18 protein-coding genes are annotated in these 15,497 nt (G+C 46.8%); 17 read left to right on the forward strand and 1 reads right to left on the reverse strand.

Annotated features, from left to right (window positions below):
- The first annotated feature begins 178 nt into the window (after nt 1-178).
- The 9 genes from QL234_RS08900 to QL234_RS08940 all read left to right on the forward strand — a co-directional run bounded on the left by QL234_RS08900 (nt 179) and on the right by QL234_RS08940 (nt 7,412).
- Nucleotides 179-1,030 (forward strand): PEP-CTERM sorting domain-containing protein, encoded by an 852-nt coding sequence (locus tag QL234_RS08900; protein WP_281557462.1) that lies wholly within the window; start codon nt 179-181, stop codon nt 1,028-1,030.
- A 328-nt stretch (nt 1,031-1,358) separates the two neighbouring features.
- Nucleotides 1,359-1,508, forward strand: coding sequence for a hypothetical protein (locus QL234_RS08905; protein ID WP_281557463.1), 150 nt, complete (start codon nt 1,359-1,361; stop codon nt 1,506-1,508).
- Entirely contained in the window at nt 1,501-1,782 is a 282-nt protein-coding gene (locus QL234_RS08910) for a hypothetical protein (RefSeq protein ID WP_281557464.1), read from the forward strand. The genes QL234_RS08905 and QL234_RS08910 overlap by 8 nt, the downstream gene beginning before the upstream one ends.
- Before the next feature lie 351 nt (nt 1,783-2,133).
- The gene (locus QL234_RS08915) at nt 2,134-2,838 is read left to right on the forward strand and encodes a PEP-CTERM sorting domain-containing protein (RefSeq protein WP_281557465.1); all 705 of its coding nucleotides are present in this window, start codon (nt 2,134-2,136) and stop codon (nt 2,836-2,838) included.
- 177 nt (nt 2,839-3,015) lie between these two features.
- The gene (locus QL234_RS08920) at nt 3,016-3,441 is read left to right on the forward strand and encodes an MAPEG family protein (RefSeq protein WP_281557466.1); all 426 of its coding nucleotides are present in this window, start codon (nt 3,016-3,018) and stop codon (nt 3,439-3,441) included.
- Nucleotides 3,442-3,632: 191 nt separating this feature from the next.
- Nucleotides 3,633-4,088: a CesT family type III secretion system chaperone gene (locus tag QL234_RS08925; protein WP_281557467.1), complete on the forward strand. Its 456-nt coding sequence runs from the start codon at nt 3,633-3,635 to the stop codon at nt 4,086-4,088.
- An 11-nt stretch (nt 4,089-4,099) separates the two neighbouring features.
- Nucleotides 4,100-5,749 carry a hypothetical protein gene (locus tag QL234_RS08930; protein ID WP_281557468.1) on the forward strand — a complete coding sequence of 550 codons (1,650 nt, stop codon included), beginning with the start codon at nt 4,100-4,102 and terminating at the stop codon, nt 5,747-5,749.
- Between the two features lie 383 nt (nt 5,750-6,132).
- The gene (locus tag QL234_RS08935; RefSeq protein WP_281557469.1) at nt 6,133-6,495 is read left to right on the forward strand and encodes a hypothetical protein; all 363 of its coding nucleotides are present in this window, start codon (nt 6,133-6,135) and stop codon (nt 6,493-6,495) included.
- A gap of 194 nt (nt 6,496-6,689) precedes the next feature.
- Nucleotides 6,690-7,412 carry a biotin/lipoyl-containing protein gene (locus tag QL234_RS08940; protein WP_281557470.1) on the forward strand — a complete coding sequence of 241 codons (723 nt, stop codon included), beginning with the start codon at nt 6,690-6,692 and terminating at the stop codon, nt 7,410-7,412.
- A 4-nt stretch (nt 7,413-7,416) separates the two neighbouring features.
- On the opposite strand, the gene QL234_RS08945 is transcribed toward QL234_RS08940, so the two are convergent.
- Nucleotides 7,417-8,454, reverse strand: a complete 1,038-nt coding sequence (locus QL234_RS08945) for a DUF3179 domain-containing protein (RefSeq protein ID WP_281557471.1) — start codon at nt 8,452-8,454, stop codon at nt 7,417-7,419.
- 409 nt (nt 8,455-8,863) lie between these two features.
- Here QL234_RS08945 and QL234_RS08950 point away from each other — a divergent pair, with 409 nt between their 5' ends.
- The 8 genes from QL234_RS08950 (at nt 8,864) to QL234_RS08985 (ending at nt 15,348) form a co-directional block, all read left to right on the forward strand.
- Nucleotides 8,864-10,123, forward strand: coding sequence for a DUF1521 domain-containing protein (locus QL234_RS08950; RefSeq protein ID WP_281557472.1), 1,260 nt, complete (start codon nt 8,864-8,866; stop codon nt 10,121-10,123).
- Between the two features lie 36 nt (nt 10,124-10,159).
- Nucleotides 10,160-10,465 (forward strand): hypothetical protein, encoded by a 306-nt coding sequence (locus QL234_RS08955; protein WP_044834549.1) that lies wholly within the window; start codon nt 10,160-10,162, stop codon nt 10,463-10,465.
- An 85-nt stretch (nt 10,466-10,550) separates the two neighbouring features.
- Nucleotides 10,551-11,042, forward strand: a complete 492-nt coding sequence (locus tag QL234_RS08960; protein WP_152646726.1) for a hypothetical protein — start codon at nt 10,551-10,553, stop codon at nt 11,040-11,042.
- Between the two features lie 137 nt (nt 11,043-11,179).
- On the forward strand, nt 11,180-11,668 hold the full coding sequence (locus QL234_RS08965) for a SycD/LcrH family type III secretion system chaperone (protein WP_044834547.1): 489 nt from the start codon (nt 11,180-11,182) through the stop codon (nt 11,666-11,668).
- Nucleotides 11,669-11,680: 12 nt separating this feature from the next.
- The gene (gene sctE / locus QL234_RS08970; RefSeq protein ID WP_281557473.1) at nt 11,681-12,703 is read left to right on the forward strand and encodes a type III secretion system translocon subunit SctE; all 1,023 of its coding nucleotides are present in this window, start codon (nt 11,681-11,683) and stop codon (nt 12,701-12,703) included.
- Between the two features lie 44 nt (nt 12,704-12,747).
- The gene (locus tag QL234_RS08975) at nt 12,748-13,731 is read left to right on the forward strand and encodes a hypothetical protein (RefSeq protein WP_281557474.1); all 984 of its coding nucleotides are present in this window, start codon (nt 12,748-12,750) and stop codon (nt 13,729-13,731) included.
- Nucleotides 13,732-13,827: 96 nt separating this feature from the next.
- The gene (locus QL234_RS08980) at nt 13,828-14,307 is read left to right on the forward strand and encodes a type III secretion system chaperone (protein ID WP_281557475.1); all 480 of its coding nucleotides are present in this window, start codon (nt 13,828-13,830) and stop codon (nt 14,305-14,307) included.
- 21 nt (nt 14,308-14,328) lie between these two features.
- Nucleotides 14,329-15,348, forward strand: a complete 1,020-nt coding sequence (locus tag QL234_RS08985; protein WP_281557476.1) for a hypothetical protein — start codon at nt 14,329-14,331, stop codon at nt 15,346-15,348.
- The last annotated feature ends 149 nt before the right edge of the window (nt 15,349-15,497 follow it).

Consider the following 15,497-nt stretch of genomic DNA (forward strand, 5'->3'; position numbering starts at 1 on the left):
TATATGAGTGGTGTCAGCACATTTTACATAAATAGCGGCCATAAAAATAACTTAAGCGTCAGCCCATTGTTTTCTCTTGATTTTGGATTTTCGGTATGCTCTATGCTGCCTTTTCCGCGCTGTAACGAGTTAAACCAAATTCCTGGTTTAGCAAAATTCATGTGTTAAAGGAAAGGTAATGAAAAATATTGCATTGATGAAGAATTTGATTGCGATAATTCTTGCTAGTACGCTTTCTTTTGGAGCTAACGCAACCTTTATGACAATCGAAGCTGACGGCGGTTTCGTAATGAAAGATGCCGGAGAGTATACGCTACTTGACGGGAGTGCAGACCCTGATCAGACCGACGGCGTTAAACATGCCGGGGTTCGCTGGGGTGGCGACGGGGCATTCAGCTCTCTAATCCTGGAAAACTTTATGCCGGATATAGATCTGCTGGATACCCCCTATATGATCTCAAAATTAACCCACAATAACTTTGTGATCAGTGCGGAGTTCCTGCCCTGGTTAACGGAAGCGGAGATTTTAGGGGATCTTATGTTTACCAGCACCAATACCGGCGGTATTGCCACGGCCTTTGGCAGTTCGATTATTGCCGATGCCTTTACCGCCGATGCCAGCAGTGAATTTGGTATTGGCTTTAAAGAAACCTTCAACCAGTCACTTCCTGCTAACTGTAGTGCCGAGGATGAAGACGGTGTTCCCGGTGGTCCCAGCCATGTTTTCCTGTCGGCCTGTGACGACTACTTTGATTACACCGTTGACAATACGGCGCCTTTACCGGATACCCTGCCGTTTTCGATACCGTTTTATATCGATGGTACCAGCTACGCGTTAGAAATTTATATTTCTTTTGATGCCGACGGCAGTACTATGCTGCCACCGGGTCGTATCTGGACCGAGGAGGAACTGTCGACTGACCTTTATACTTTTGTTCGCCTAACGGCAATCCCTGAACCTTCGACTTTGGCTATATTTGGACTGTCTTTATTGGGATTAGTATTCTCAAAAAGAAGAGCAGGCAAATGATGCTATCAGCTAAATGATGCTGTTGAACCTCTGATCTTTTCAGAGGTTTAAAGCCACTTATTCCCCTCTATATTTTTATTCATTTCTTTTCATGTAATTACACGCTTCGTACAGTAAGTCATACAGTGCCATCAACTTGCGCCAATATTAAATGCAGCCCCAGCCTGATTTCTTCGCTATTTTGTACTATCACTAGAGGGTAAATAATTTATCAGCGGAGGTGTACTTAAAAACGTAAAAGAGAATCAGCAAATAAACCAGGCGCTGCCCCTAAGTGCGGACACACTCAGAGACAGCTAACCACAACAGATAAACAGAGGTATCTATCATGGCTAAACCTAATGATATGCCAGAGTTTCACTCGGTTAAAGTTTCTTTAACAGAAAATATACCTGCCACCATCACCCGGCTCCCTCCTACAGCCAATGCCTGCAATGCTACGCCGTTAAGGAATAAGGGAGGATGCGGTCATGTCTGAGTCCAAATTACCGCTTACGGAAGAGGCCATCAAAAGGGACAAACTGTCGAGCGATTTCATTAACCTGTGTGACGACTTTGGCAAATTCAGTGAAGAATGCGCCTTTTTGTTCGACGCATTTGCTGCCGTTGGCCGCGAGCCAGAATGCATCACCGAGCACACCAGTGAAGGCATCAGGCATTTGTGCTATTGGCTCAAATATCAGGTCATAGGTTACCGGGAGAGAATAGACGAGATGCAGGACTGCTGGCGGGCACTTAAACGCAAGCAATAATCTTGGCTAAAACCTTGACTAAAGCTTAAACGGAGCAAGCAACGGACGGGTTAACGGTAATAAGAGCTTCAGCTATGCCATGACCCGTTCGATATAACATCTAATCCCCCGTATATCGAACCTTTCATACCCACCTTTACCGTGCTGAAAAATCACTACCGATACTCAGCACAAAAACAGCCAATAAAGGCTATGCGGCAACAATGCCCCCCCATCTAGGGGGGATGTTAGCTGTTCAAACAAGGCTATACTTGGCGCCGTTATTGAGACTTACCCGGTTTATTGAAAATAACCTTATGTTTTACCGACTATTATCCTGTTATTCACACCAAAGAAATTAAGGAAAGTTTAATGAAATCAAAATTATTGCACGCAGGATTACTCTTATCCGCCAGCTGTTTTTTTAATGTCGCTTCTGCGGGAATGCTGACTTCTATCGACTTGATCACAGACAACGGCAGCTGGCCGGCGATAGCGCCGGGGTTTGAGAGCGGTTCCGCCTATGACGGTTTTACCTTGACGGTCGAAGGCACAGCCGGCGAAGTAATGTCGGACATTAATCTGGAATTTAACTTCAGCGGCTTGTTTGATGATTCACTGGCGATCGATCTCAATGGTGACGGCATTATCGATTATGCCCTGGACTTTTATAACATTCATGATCAGTCACCGGGTTACACCCCCTGGGGCAGCGATCGCGATGTTGCCAATACCGTCACCAGGTTGACTATCGGTGCAAGTGGCTCATCAGCGACGGTTTCGGTTTACGACACTGAAATTACCCTGGACAGCACTAACTATGCAAGCTTTGATAACCTCGGTGCGATCACCCTGGAAGATCTGGGCTTTGGCGCCGGCGGTACTATTTTGGACGGCGGCTCTGTGACCACCAGCGAAATGCGCTTTGGCTATATTAATATTGCAGGCCCGGGCAGCGGTACGCCGGAGATCACTTCGGCAAGTTTCTCGCAGCCTGCTGATGTGCCGGAGCCGTCTTCACTGGCTATCTTGGCGCTGGCCATGGCGGGCCTGGGCGTACGCCGCCTGAAAAAATAACTCGCTTCGCCAAAGCACCTGTCTCAGCGACGGGTGCTTTGAGATAACACTGCTTCCCTTAGCCTGCAATTACCCAAATGGCCGTTATTTTGGCTGATTCCGCACTATTCGTTCTGGTAAATTGTCTTTATTATCAGCAGTAAACACTCTGGATAACTAACAATCAGGAAAGATAAAATGGAAGCAAGCGCAATTTTACAGCCGGTATTCGTACTGGGCTTACTGACGGTCGCGATGACCCTTTGGATGTTTTTCACCCGGGTCCCGGCGATGAAGAAACTCAAAATTCATCCGCAAAAAGGCCAGGACACGGCAAAGCTGAAGGAGTTATTGCCAAAAGAAGTGAACCGGGTCTCAAACAACTACAATCACCTGTTTGAGCAACCGACGCTGTTTTATGCAGTGGCGATTTCTATCGCGGCCTTGGGCCATGTTGACAGTTTTTATGTTACCTGTGCCTGGAGTTATACCGTTTTGCGTATTGGCCATTCCCTGGTGCAGGCGACAATCGACCGTGTGATGGTACGTTTTGTCCTTTTTATCCTTTCCTGGCTGGTGTTGACTGTGATGGTGGTGCGGGAAGCGATTGCCGTTTTTAGCTAAATTTACCGTCGGGTAAAGCGACTGATTTTTCCTCTGTCGCTGTTTGTGCATTGCTAAACAGCGACATCATTAGATGGCATTGGTGCCGGAATAAATACACTACTCATAAAATTCTCACTATTTTTGTAACCTTTTGCTCTCCCCGGTTACTTACTTCCTGATAATAACGAAAACAAATTTGGGTAAGTAAGATGCAGGTAAATCAAGCGCAACTGGAAATTATTAAACTATTTGCCAAACAGCTCGGCTATGAGAACAGTGCCGATGTCGATGATAAAGGTTTTGCTTTGGTGATAGACAATAAGGTGCAGATTAATATTCTAAATCAGGAGGAGCGCTGTCACCTGATTGCTTATTTAGCGCCGATTAAAGAGGAAAATCGCATTGAGCTTTACGAAACCCTGCTGCTGGCTAACCATAACCAGGATGAATTAGCCGGTGCCAGCTTAGGCATCTGTCCGAAGAAAAAGGCGGTGGCGTTAAGTTTTTGTCTTGAAAGTGAAGGACTTGACCTTAGCCGGCTACAGCAGGCTTTTGACAACTTACTGGATCACAGCCTGCTCTGGCATACCCTGTTAAACGCCAACGAAGCACAACCCTTGCCGGGTGAGGAACAACCTCTGTCTTCCCATGCGATTTTAGTGTAAGGAGGCAGCTCATGGATGTTATCAACCGTAGTATGTTAAATACGCCTCCTTCGGCTATTACCGGCCAGGGAAAGGGCACAGATACCATAGAAGTGGCCAAGCAAAAGAATTATGGCGGCCATGACGTGAAAACCCAGAAAGTTTCAGACGAACTGTTTAAAGGCATGGCCCGGGGGGAGAGGGCCAATATGTACTCCAGAACCATAGTACCCCTGGTCGGCAACCGCACCGATGATATTATGAAGTCCGGCGGCTTCAGTAATTTCTTGTTTACCATGTCTGACGGTAAGGCTTATGAGGCCGCAAATGCCAAAGAGTACGGCATTAGCTCAAAACTTTCCACCGAAGGGCAGGCCATCGGATCTTTGCGTACCGGCGGCGGCACCTGCGGCAATATCAGTTCCCTGGTATTCCTCTATCGCGCCGCAGAAGGGCATGATCTGCAATTGCAACGTTTTGGCTGGGAAGACCCGGAGAATCCGGACATCAACCATGCGTTTACCGTTGAAGGGCCCGATAAGTATGGTATGTGCGCCATTTATGATTCATACGGCTCCGAGCCGAGTGTGCATTTAATGCCGTATAGTACTTTGGTTAAGTCATTGGATGCGCAAAACTACAGAGTACTTGATCAGCGGGATCCGAATCCTGATGGTGATCCGGCAATAGACCATATGCTGCGAACAGAAACGGCAAAAGGATTATATTCAGGTGCCCAGCATTTTCAGGACTTTTCCCAATTTGACGGCGGTTATGAGCGCCATTGCCTGAAGATGGTCGCAACTTCGGGACACATGTATGATGTTGCGCACTTTCGCGAAGATGATGCTCCTGTTTTGTATATTAACGAAAGTACCCAGGAAGCTTCGACTTTCTCAAAGATGAGTCAGCCACTTTATGCCTTGTTGCATACCGATGGCGTATACACAGACAATGCCGCTAAAATTGAAGAGGCTGCCAATGCCAAGCATGATGTTAACCAACTGGCACAACATGTCATGGATCACGAGTTGATCGTTGGTGATGATGTTGTCCTGAGGCAACCTTCGCTATTGTCTGAAGACAGTGATATGAGTAACAGATCCGACTGGGGCGGTTTGAGCTTTGCCGATTACCGCCATGAAGCCCATGCCTTTATTAATGCGGGCCAAACCGAGCAATTACGCGATTTGGTGGAAAATGAATATTATACCGATGAGCTGTTGTCATCCGATCAGGAAAGCCAAAAACTTGAACTGCTCACCCGTATCAGAAGCGCGCTGGCCGATCCAGGTGTCGAGATTTTAAACCAGGATCCGCGACTTGCTGATGACGTCAGTGCCGATGATGCCAGTATAGCAAGTCAGGATGCTGCTCATGAGGATGAGTTTGTTGGTGATGATGTTATTTTACCAAGGCAGTCCTCCCGTTTGTCTGAAGATAGCAATATGAGTGTGAGATCCGACTGGGGCGGGTTAACTTTTGCCGATTACCGTCATGAAATACATGCGCTTATTAATGCTGACGATGCTGAAGGTTTACGTAATATGCTCGCCTATGCCTATATTGACGGTGACTTGTCCGCGGATCAGGGACCCCAAAAAGATGAGTTGCTTACCCTTGTCCGCACTAAACTGGACGATCAAAGCATAGAGTTTTTAACCGAAGATCCTGAACAGTAACGCTTTATTGGAATGTAACCGGATCATGCGGCAAGCTTGTGCCTGCCGCAGCCGGAGAATTCCTGTCGGCTGCGGCTAATTAATTTTGTGTTTTTGATTATCCCTTGCTATGTCTGTGCCTTATCTACTGTTTTTGCTGTTCTCCTGATGAGATAAACCCCAAGCCGCCTGCACAATATTCAGTACAGCTGGTGCTAAAGCACAGATAATAACCTCCCTAAGTTTCTTTTAGCTCGCCGCTGCCGGATTGCCCCAAAATTTGATTTGAGACCAGAAAACAGGAGGTGATAAAACACGCATTAACTGTGCTAAGTACATAAAACAGGAGTTTTTTGTCATGATTACCAGGAATTTTTCAACCGTCTAAACCGAAAGAGGTAAAGATGATGGATAAGCTCAATACTGAAGAAAACGCCCTGATTCAGGACACGCTGATGACCAAGTTAAATGAAGCTGCGGATCCCAGCCAGGAGTGCTTCTCCGTTGATGACATTGATGTCATTATGAGGCAATTTCATAACACTTTGGGGGATGAAAAGGAAAAGCTCAGGAAAAAGGATCAGGCATTTGTAAACGGCATTGATGCCTTTAGAGCCTTTATTGCCAGGCAAGGATATATGCCACAAAATACTGCCCTTGCTTTTAGGGCTATTGCCGGACTATTGACCATAGTCGAAAATATTTTGTGGGAATTAAAAGGGGAAAAAGGCGAACCGCCTAAACCTCAACGTCCTCCCAGACCTTGATTTCAGCTCTGCTTGTTTTGGCTGCTCTGTACTTGAGGGCAGCTTTTTATCTTTTACCTAAAATATCAACTGCCTTGTTTAATGATCACTGACGAAAGCTTGTATTGCCGGGGCAACTCGATTATTGTCTCGCTATCCATTCCAGTATCAAAAAATGTGCGAAATTACCGGCGCATTTTACTCAAGGAAACTTTGTGCACAGCGACGTTGTCATTCCACATTTGCCAGAAGCCGTTCCCCAGGCTGAGATCGCAGATATTTATGTTAATCAGGGCCAGCAGGTTAAGGTTGGCGATCATTTATTTGATGTCGAAACTGACAAAGTGGTACTTGAAGTGGTTGCTGATGTCACTGGTATTATCGATGAGTTTAACATCAGCCAAGGTGATAGCGTCACTTCCGGGCAAGTGGTCATGAAAATAAGGCCGCAACGTGATGGTGAGGTGCCTGTTGAAGCAAAAAATAGCGTTTATCCTGAACAAAGGGAAAATACTGATCCCCTGGATGTGGTCGTGCCGATATTGCCTGAATCAGTGGCTCATGGCGTAATATCGACAATTCATGTTCATCCCGGGCAGCAGGTGCAAAGGGAGCAGTGTTTATTTGATGTTGAAACCGACAAGGTAGTACTTGAAGTGGTAGCCGAAACGAACGGTATTGTCAGTGACTTTACGATTGCACCAGGTCACTGGGTGAACTCAGGGCAAGTGGTGATGCAGTTAATGCCACAAATGTTCGAGACGTCCCCTGAACCTGCCGGACAGATACAGCAAGTGGCCGCGATGAAAGGTGAAGCCAATCCTGTAGTTAATACACAAGAAAGCGCCGGCAAAGGCGTGTTTACTGCCGGCAGTTTACTTTTTGGTATTATCGGCCTTGTGCTTGGCGTGTTGGTCACGGCTGTTTTACTGGGCTGATCCGCTAGCCTTGTTTTGCCTGCTTTACGGTAAAGACTTCGGAATCGGGATGAAAGGCGATCCAGGCAAACCAAAATGCCTGAAAGCCGGGAATTTCTTTGCCAGAAACTCCGGTGATGCGGCCAGAGCGCGAAGCCAGGTCAAATTCTACCACTAGGGTGTGTCCGGCCAGGAAATCCGTTATTTTACTGCGACCGGTTTGTTTCTGATATAACGCCAGCTCCTTAAACGGATAGGCCTTGGCCTTGCCGTTTATTTCCACTGTCAGCACCACTTCTTTACTGTGATAACGCTTATCGTGATGGGCGACAGGAAAATAAATGGCTTCAGACTGGTTGTAACCTGCATAGGGGGTTTGTTGATAGTTGCGGCTATAGCCGGTTTGCTGCGATAAAACCCGGGTATCCGGGTGTCGTTTTAGCCAGTGCTGCCAGCTGGTGTGCAGGGCAGGCAGGCGGGTGAGTGTTTTGTCTTTCATAGGGCCGCTGATGGCTTGGGAGAGGATCTGCGACCACAGAGACTCGCTTTGCCTATCATAGAGCAAAACATCGCTGTTATAAAGCAAGCCGGAAACACCAAATTCCAGCAATTGCCCGTCAACTCTGGCGTTATAGACTATGCCGGTGCCGCATAAAGGGCAGAAGGTCACGACAATATCTTTTCCTGCCAGTGTGTCATTAACAATTTCATGGTGGTTTAAAATGGCAATGGGATAGGCTTTTGCCTGACCGGCAATATTCACGCCCAATATCCGGGATTGAGGCAGCAGAAAACCGGCTTTATCGGCGTCGACAAATTTAGGATGACTCAGGGCAGGGATACCGTCACGGGGTGGACCGCCATGATGTATTTGCTCACTCGGCACAGAGGTTTGGCTTAAATCGAAACCGTTGCTGGCAGAGCCAAAACCGGGTATCGCTCCCTGAATGGAGATGAAGACATCTGCCAGCAGAAAAACCGCGGCTAAAGTGAGTGGAATAAGCGGCAGTACCTGCCTGGTTGACAGTTTTGCATACCAGCGGGCAAATAATTTTTGCATCATGCCAGCCCCCTTTTTCAAGCAGACCGGTAGTAACAGAGAATGCTTGCTGAATATTGAAAATATCTCCGCAGACAAGTGTAGATAAAATCATCGAAAAGTGACGTTTTATCTGCCAGAAGGTAAAAGTCTTGCCGTTTAATCGACATAAATAGCGAAAATCTTAAATTTTATTTCCTTTCATTAATAACAAAATGCCACCTTGGCATTTTGCCTAAAAATCAGTGCCTTATGATTATTGGCTTAAATTTGTTTACGTATTTATTGCCAATGCAACCATCATTTACTGCTTTTTTTAAGGTAAAAATAGCAAGAAGTTTACAACCATTTTTTTTTATTGGTTACAAAGTTTATGACCGCCTGATGAGAAGGCATCGGGCAAACTTTTTAAAAAATGAAATGGAGAATGGATATGCAGAATCAACCAGTAGCAGGTGGCGTAGGAACAGAAGCAACGAGCAGTGCACATATGAGCCGTGAAGCCACGATATCATTAGTGATGCGGGTATTGGGTGAGCGCGATACTATCCTTGATGACGGTGTTCGTGAACAAGCGGCCAGCATTGAAGCGGCCAACCAACAAATTGTTGCTGCCAATAAAATGTCCCAGTTGACCAATATCGGCGCCAATAATGCGGGTTTAACGGTTGGCGAAATGGATGACTTTTCCGATGCCGACTACCCGGATTTTACCAGCTCTAAATTAAGCAACGGTGATGATTTTATTGATTTCGGTGACGGCACAGGTGTTGTTATTGAAAGATCCGGTGATAACCGCTCCTGGAAACTGGTGGAATATGATCAGTCTGCGGCAAAAGATGGCAATGGCGACCCGGTTTTTACCAACTCAACCCGAGTTTGGGGTGACCCGCATGTTGATGAAGGTGGCGGTGATGCACGTTGGGACTTCAACGAACAGTCCACTTTTATTACCCCGACCGGTGTCAAGATCACGGTTGAAACGGCTCCTTATGGTACTAGCGGTGCTACGGTTACTGACAACCTTTATATTTCCCGCGGCGACGACCAGGCGGTGGTTACCGGCTTAGAGAATAACTCACAAGGCGGTGGCCAGGGTGATGATACTTTGGCTGTGGCCAACGACGGTAGCTTATTTACCGATGCCACTAAAAACGACGGCACGATCTTTGTTACCACTAGTGGTGATATGAGTGACTGGTCCGAACTGAACGGTGCGGATCTTTCTGGTGGTAAAGTTGCTCAAACGGAAGTCACTGCAGAGATCACCACCTTACCGTTGACGGATAAAAACAAGGAAATGCTTACCAAAGCTGGCCTTGATCCGGCTGATTATACCGAAGGTGGCGCCCTGGTATTAACCTCTACCGAAATGGCGTCAGTAAAAACGGCGATGGAAAGCTTATTTACCATAGAAGCAACGCCTGAAAATATCGCTTTATTAGAAGAAATGGGAGCCGATATTTCAACCTTGCAATACGGCAATGCCCTGGTCTTTACCCCGGCAGAGAAAGAAAACCTGGCGCAAATGTCTTCTGATTATGTTGACAGCCTCACCAGCCGCTCGCAAACCGAGTTGATTGCCTTGCAATCGTTAATGAATAAATACGATGAAAACGTCAAGCAACAAACCAACATGCTGAGTACGGCACATGGTGAAAACGACTCTATTATCGGCAACACCCGTATCTAATCCTTGAGCTAAAACGTATTTATAAAGGAAAAAATCATGGCGAATGAAATGTCCAAACAAACCGCACTGGAAGCTTTTCTTAAGGAAAGTAAAGACACCCTGGCACAAGCCCGAGGGCTGCTGAAACAAAAAGAAGATCTGTATCAACGCTATGGTATTACCAAGGCGATGTTGTCGGACACTTCAGAGTTAACGGCCCATGAAAAGGAACAATTAGAGAAAAAATCGGAGGCTTTTCGGGATGAAATTGCCCAGGCCCAGCGCGATGCCCGCGACCGGGCCAAGTACCGGGATATGCCGGTGCGTGCGGCGAAAAAAGCCAGGCACCGTGCTTTTATCTAATGATTTGAGACCTAAATACATCAAGATTCATTAATAAACCGCTTAACCATGACAGCGTTAAGCGGAAAAGAAAAGGAAATTAATTATGGCTAATCCAGTCAACAGCACGAATACCTTAGGGACTGTAGAGCACAAGTTGTCTCTGGAAACGGTAATGATGAAAGCGTTAAGTGGACGTTCAGAGATTCTCGATGATCAGATCCGCGAGCAGGCAAAAATGATCGCCGATAAAAATGCCCTGTTAAAAGAGTTCAATACTTTTTTGCAGGAAGGGCGCAGCGAACAGGCTAAGGGAAAAACTACCGAGATGTCTCCGGAGTTCACTGCCTTTATCAAGGCCAACAACGTTGATGTGCCTAATGACGATAATGATAACAAATACAGCAAGGATGAGTGGACGGCGGTGATTGAAAATATGCAAACCGAAATCGACAGCTTAACCAGTACTTCGCAAACGGATCTGATTGACCTGCAGGCGATTATGAACAAGTACGATGAAGTGATCAAACAGCAAACCAACTTCTTAAGTACTTCTCACGGGGAAAAAGACTCCATTATCGGCAATACCCGTATTTAACCTTAAGTGCACAATTTTTCAGCGGTATTTGTGCACCTTTATTTTTATCAGGCACCTTTGTCGGGCTATTACCAACTGATGGAATAGCCCGGGGCCTGAGACTCAACAGACAGCAAGTGACAACAGCAGGAGTCATCATGAATTTTACACAAGAGAAAATAGACCACACTCTGGCATTAGGTGAGCAAGTATTTGACTTTATCGGTAAAGGCGGCGCTTTACGCGAGCTGAAAAATGTCGATGAAAAAACCATGGAAGCCATCTATTACGTGGCCTACAACCTTTATCAAAATGCCAAATATGAAGACGCACTTAAAGTCTTCAAGTTCCTGGGGTTATACGACCACCTGGAAAAGAAATACCTTATGGGCATCGGCGGCTGCCAGCAAATGTTGCAGCAATATAAAGACGCTATCAACTCCTATTCCATGGCGGCTTTATTGGATATCAGCAACCCGTTGCCGCCGCTGCATGCCGCCGAATGCTATCTGGCATTGGGGGATTTTGAAAATGCCGCCAGCGGCTTTAGTGCGGCACTGGAATTTGCCGGCAACCAGGGCGGCTATGAAGAAGTAAAAGACAAGGCCACTAAGATGCTGGCACTTGTTAAAAACAAATTATCTTAAGGAGTAGAGAGCATGAGCGATGTAACGGTAAATACGTCAACGACGCCGCAAAATAATACCAATACGGGCAATGTCAATGTAAACAATACCAATGCGGACAATACCAATATTTCCCCCGGCTCGGCTTTAGGTCAGCAAATTGTCACCATATTGACCGATGGCCAGGGCACGGCTCAAAGCGATGCCGAGGCCATTGCCAATGCGGTCAAGCTGGCCGCACCTCAGCTGGGAGACATGAGCATGAATGACCTTATGCTTATGCTGACCTCATTGAACCAGGAGGTGACCGAAGAGCAGGCGGTCAATGCCAAGGAAAATATTAAAAACAACCAGCTGACCACCCAGCAGCATCATGACGAGCGCATCAAAAAAATTGAAGATGCCCTCAAGGCGATAGAAAAAGCCAAAGAAAGTAGCGGTATCGGCAAGGTTTTTGGCTGGATAGCCAGTGCCGCCATGATAGTGGCCGGGGCAGCGTTGATCGCCACCGGTGTCGGCGCCGTTGCGGGTACCTTGATGATAGCAGCGGGCGCCATCATGCTGACCTCACAAATCTCGGGGGAAACCGGTGACTGGATGAATGAGGGCCTGGCGGAAGTATTTATGGCGATTGACCCCGATATGTCCAAAGAAGACGCCATGATGGCGGCGCAAATCACTGTATTGGCGACGGTTATGGTGCTTTCACTTGCCTCCGGTGGTGCGGCCATGATGGGCCCTGCGGCAACAGGCACGCTAGCCATTATGGCGGCTAAAGTGGCTGCTATCAGTGGCGTAGTCGGCGGCGCGGCAACCGTTGGCCAGGGGGGAGCAGGTCTTGCGACTACGGCTTATACCAAAGAAGCGGCCGATGCCCGCGCCGATGCCGCCGAGCAACAAATGTTTATCAATGAGCTGATGATGAAACTGGGTGATTACCAGGACAAGCTGGAAGAAATCATGCAGCAATATGCCCAGGGGATCAAAATTGCTATGGAAACCCTGACCGCCAGTACCGAGCTTAGCAGCACCATCATGAACAACACAGCGGTTTAAGCCCTGTTGATTTAACACTTTTACAAAATATTAAGGAAGAAATTATGGCTACAGTTACACCCAATGCACAAGTAACAGATTATTTAAACAGCGACTACCAGGTGACCTTTACCGCAGCAGACGGCAGCGGCACCACCAACGGCATCCAGGGAAAAGATATCGGCACGGTCCAGAATATCCAGCTGGTGGATGACGACCTGGTGGTACAAACCGACAAGGGTACCATTACTATCCATGATGTGCCGCAACTGGCGCCGCCTAAGCTTGAAGCCGGCAGCGATGAATCGCAGGACCGCGTAGTGGGACGCGACTTTATGGCGGATTTTAATGAAATCATGAAGTTATTCCTGGAAACGGTACGTGAGCAAAGAGATGTTAACCGGGAAATGCGTAACGGCGACCGCCAGATGATGGTGGTAAAAAGTGAAGAAGCCATTTCCGCCATGCGTGATAAAGCTGCGAAAGACTTTATGGTGGGCATGATCACTAACGCCGTGACTATCGTCAGTGGCGCGCTTTCCATGGCCGGCGGTATTAAAACCTTGAAAGGCTTAAGCACGCCGTCTACCGGTGCAACAGCGGCGCCTAAAGCCCCTACGCCAACCAATACCACCAGCAGTACTTCCGGCGGTACAGTGAAAACTTCAAATGGTCTGGCCGAAGGCATGAGTGAAGGTTCTACCACGGCGTCAACGGCGAGCAGCACTTCGAGTAACGCCAGTAAAGCCGGTCCGAAAATGACTGAAGCACAGGCACAGGCAACGACGGCGAAATATACCGCTGCCGGTAAGATCCTCGAAGGCGCCGCCGGAACAACCGGTTCAACCATTACCTTTGTTTCTACTGAAGATCAGGAAGAGCAGCAAAGGGCGGAAACCGAGTCTGGCTTGTACCGCTCCAAATCTGAAGATCAAAACCAGTACTTCAGGGATTCAAAACAGATCATCAACGATGCCATGAATATGATCAAGGCCATCAACGATGCCAGACACCAGACCAACAGTGAAATCGTCGGCAGCCGCGTGTAATTGCGATTGGTTTGGAAATGTGACAAAGGTGGGGCAACCCACCTGAGTCTGTTTTGTCGATTCTTTAACGCTTATTGAAAAGAATGCAGGGTAAATATGGAACCGCTAGATAAATTCAAATTATTGATGGCAGATATTGGTGAAGTGCTCAAGGCGAGTTCGGTGGTGCAGTTTGAAAATGGCTATTGGCTCATTGAATACGGTGACAGCGAACTGGTTTGGGTTTATTACCATCAGCAAGATGACAGTTTTACCCTTAGCGGCGAAGCCGGGGCCATAGAAAAACAAGATCAGCTGGAGCTGTATAAGTTTTTCCTGACCTTTAATGCCCTGGGCCAGGAGCAAAGGTCGGTGAAAACTGCTTTAAGCGGCAATGGCGACAGTTGTTTATTACTCGGGGATTACAGTGCGACCTCGTTAAATACCTTAGAGTTTTCTGCGATCTTTTTTAACTTTGCTGAACAAATGATCCACTGGCGCTATCTGCTTAAAAGCTGGCCGACGGCAACGAGTCAGGATAAGCAAAAGCTGGTGGACAATATCTCTTTTATGAACCCAAACATGATCCGGGCATAAGCCTGTACTTTAGGAGCCGAGATGGACAGTTTATGTACCTATGTTAACACCCATGTTAACGATGCCCCCGGGAAAGATATTCGCCTAAGTGCCACCAAGAATGAAAGTACTGGCCAGGTACAATTACATGGCGAATCAAAGCCATCGTACTTTGCCATGAAAAATGCCGAGAAAAAGGAAAGTTTTGATCTGGCCTTGCGTTCGGTGAGGGAAGCGATTCATCAGATAGATCTTCCCGGGGTTAATAATGAAGAAATAAAAGACGTGCTGTTTTCGATATTAAATAAGAAAATGGAAGACAGCTGGTATAAAGGCGGCCATAAAAACAGTCTGAGTATGGAAGCCTTGCATTCGATAACCGCTGCGTATGAAAGTATGACGAATCCCGATGCGGTAGAGCAGAAAGTGCAAGAAACGAAAGTCAGTTTCGCTAATACTCCGGTGAGTTTTGTGGATGAGCCTGATAGCACGAAAAGCAAGCAGGTTGCTACAACTTATTCCGAGTGCCTGGATCGCCTTAACGTCAGCTCAGCCTTGATCAGTTCAAAACTCGAAGCATTAGAAAAAATCACCGTTGATAGCAATGATTACCGGGCCCAGGCTTTACATGACGGCACCCTGGATAAACTTGAGCAGCAGCTGGACAATATTGATAATCTCAAAGATCAGGTTAACCGCAAGATCTCTGAACAGGGGGCTAAGCCCAACGAACCTATGGATCAGGAAATTATTGAGCGGCTAAATGCCTTACTTGATACTACTGATGAACTGGTCAGCAAGAAGATCGACCTGAGCAGGTTCGGGGCTGTACAAACATCGGAAGACGACGAACTTGAGATAGTTTACAGGGAGGATCTGGATGAAAATATTGACAGCGTTTATCAAAATGAAGATGACGAGGCTGATATTGTTTATGATGATCAAGATATTGCCGCCGCTTTTGAGGAGGATATGGCTGCTATTGTCCAGGAGTCGCAGGAACTGCTCGATGATTATGATGATATTCTCGACAGCATGATGGATATCTTCGAAAACAGATAAATAAGGCTTTATATCAATACAGTCCCGTATTTAATCTAATTGCCTGTTTTATATGGAACCTTTTAAACGGCCTTTGAATTTGAGCACAAATCAATTCAGGGCCGTTTTTCAATTTCTTAGCAGGTATTTTCAAACTCCTGTATCCAGCA

The organism is Thalassomonas sp. RHCl1 (assembly GCF_947387555.1).
GTDB lineage: Bacteria > Pseudomonadota > Gammaproteobacteria > Enterobacterales > Alteromonadaceae > Thalassomonas.

What these genes read in the sequence shown, in the direction of transcription:
- QL234_RS08900 (WP_281557462.1), top strand. Translation starts at nt 179, where the DNA reads ATGAAAAATATTGCATTGATGAAGAATTTGATTGCGATAATTCTTGCT.
- QL234_RS08905 (WP_281557463.1), top strand. Translation starts at nt 1,359, where the DNA reads ATGGCTAAACCTAATGATATGCCAGAGTTTCACTCGGTTAAAGTTTCT.
- QL234_RS08910 (WP_281557464.1), top strand. Translation starts at nt 1,501, where the DNA reads ATGTCTGAGTCCAAATTACCGCTTACGGAAGAGGCCATCAAAAGGGAC.
- QL234_RS08915 (WP_281557465.1), top strand. Translation starts at nt 2,134, where the DNA reads ATGAAATCAAAATTATTGCACGCAGGATTACTCTTATCCGCCAGCTGT.
- QL234_RS08920 (WP_281557466.1), top strand. Translation starts at nt 3,016, where the DNA reads ATGGAAGCAAGCGCAATTTTACAGCCGGTATTCGTACTGGGCTTACTG.
- QL234_RS08925 (WP_281557467.1), top strand. Translation starts at nt 3,633, where the DNA reads ATGCAGGTAAATCAAGCGCAACTGGAAATTATTAAACTATTTGCCAAA.
- QL234_RS08930 (WP_281557468.1), top strand. Translation starts at nt 4,100, where the DNA reads ATGGATGTTATCAACCGTAGTATGTTAAATACGCCTCCTTCGGCTATT.
- QL234_RS08935 (WP_281557469.1), top strand. Translation starts at nt 6,133, where the DNA reads ATGATGGATAAGCTCAATACTGAAGAAAACGCCCTGATTCAGGACACG.
- QL234_RS08945 (WP_281557471.1), bottom strand. Translation starts at nt 8,454, where the DNA reads ATGATGCAAAAATTATTTGCCCGCTGGTATGCAAAACTGTCAACCAGG.
- QL234_RS08950 (WP_281557472.1), top strand. Translation starts at nt 8,864, where the DNA reads ATGCAGAATCAACCAGTAGCAGGTGGCGTAGGAACAGAAGCAACGAGC.
- QL234_RS08955 (WP_044834549.1), top strand. Translation starts at nt 10,160, where the DNA reads ATGGCGAATGAAATGTCCAAACAAACCGCACTGGAAGCTTTTCTTAAG.
- QL234_RS08960 (WP_152646726.1), top strand. Translation starts at nt 10,551, where the DNA reads ATGGCTAATCCAGTCAACAGCACGAATACCTTAGGGACTGTAGAGCAC.
- QL234_RS08965 (WP_044834547.1), top strand. Translation starts at nt 11,180, where the DNA reads ATGAATTTTACACAAGAGAAAATAGACCACACTCTGGCATTAGGTGAG.
- sctE (WP_281557473.1), top strand. Translation starts at nt 11,681, where the DNA reads ATGAGCGATGTAACGGTAAATACGTCAACGACGCCGCAAAATAATACC.
- QL234_RS08975 (WP_281557474.1), top strand. Translation starts at nt 12,748, where the DNA reads ATGGCTACAGTTACACCCAATGCACAAGTAACAGATTATTTAAACAGC.
- QL234_RS08980 (WP_281557475.1), top strand. Translation starts at nt 13,828, where the DNA reads ATGGAACCGCTAGATAAATTCAAATTATTGATGGCAGATATTGGTGAA.
- QL234_RS08985 (WP_281557476.1), top strand. Translation starts at nt 14,329, where the DNA reads ATGGACAGTTTATGTACCTATGTTAACACCCATGTTAACGATGCCCCC.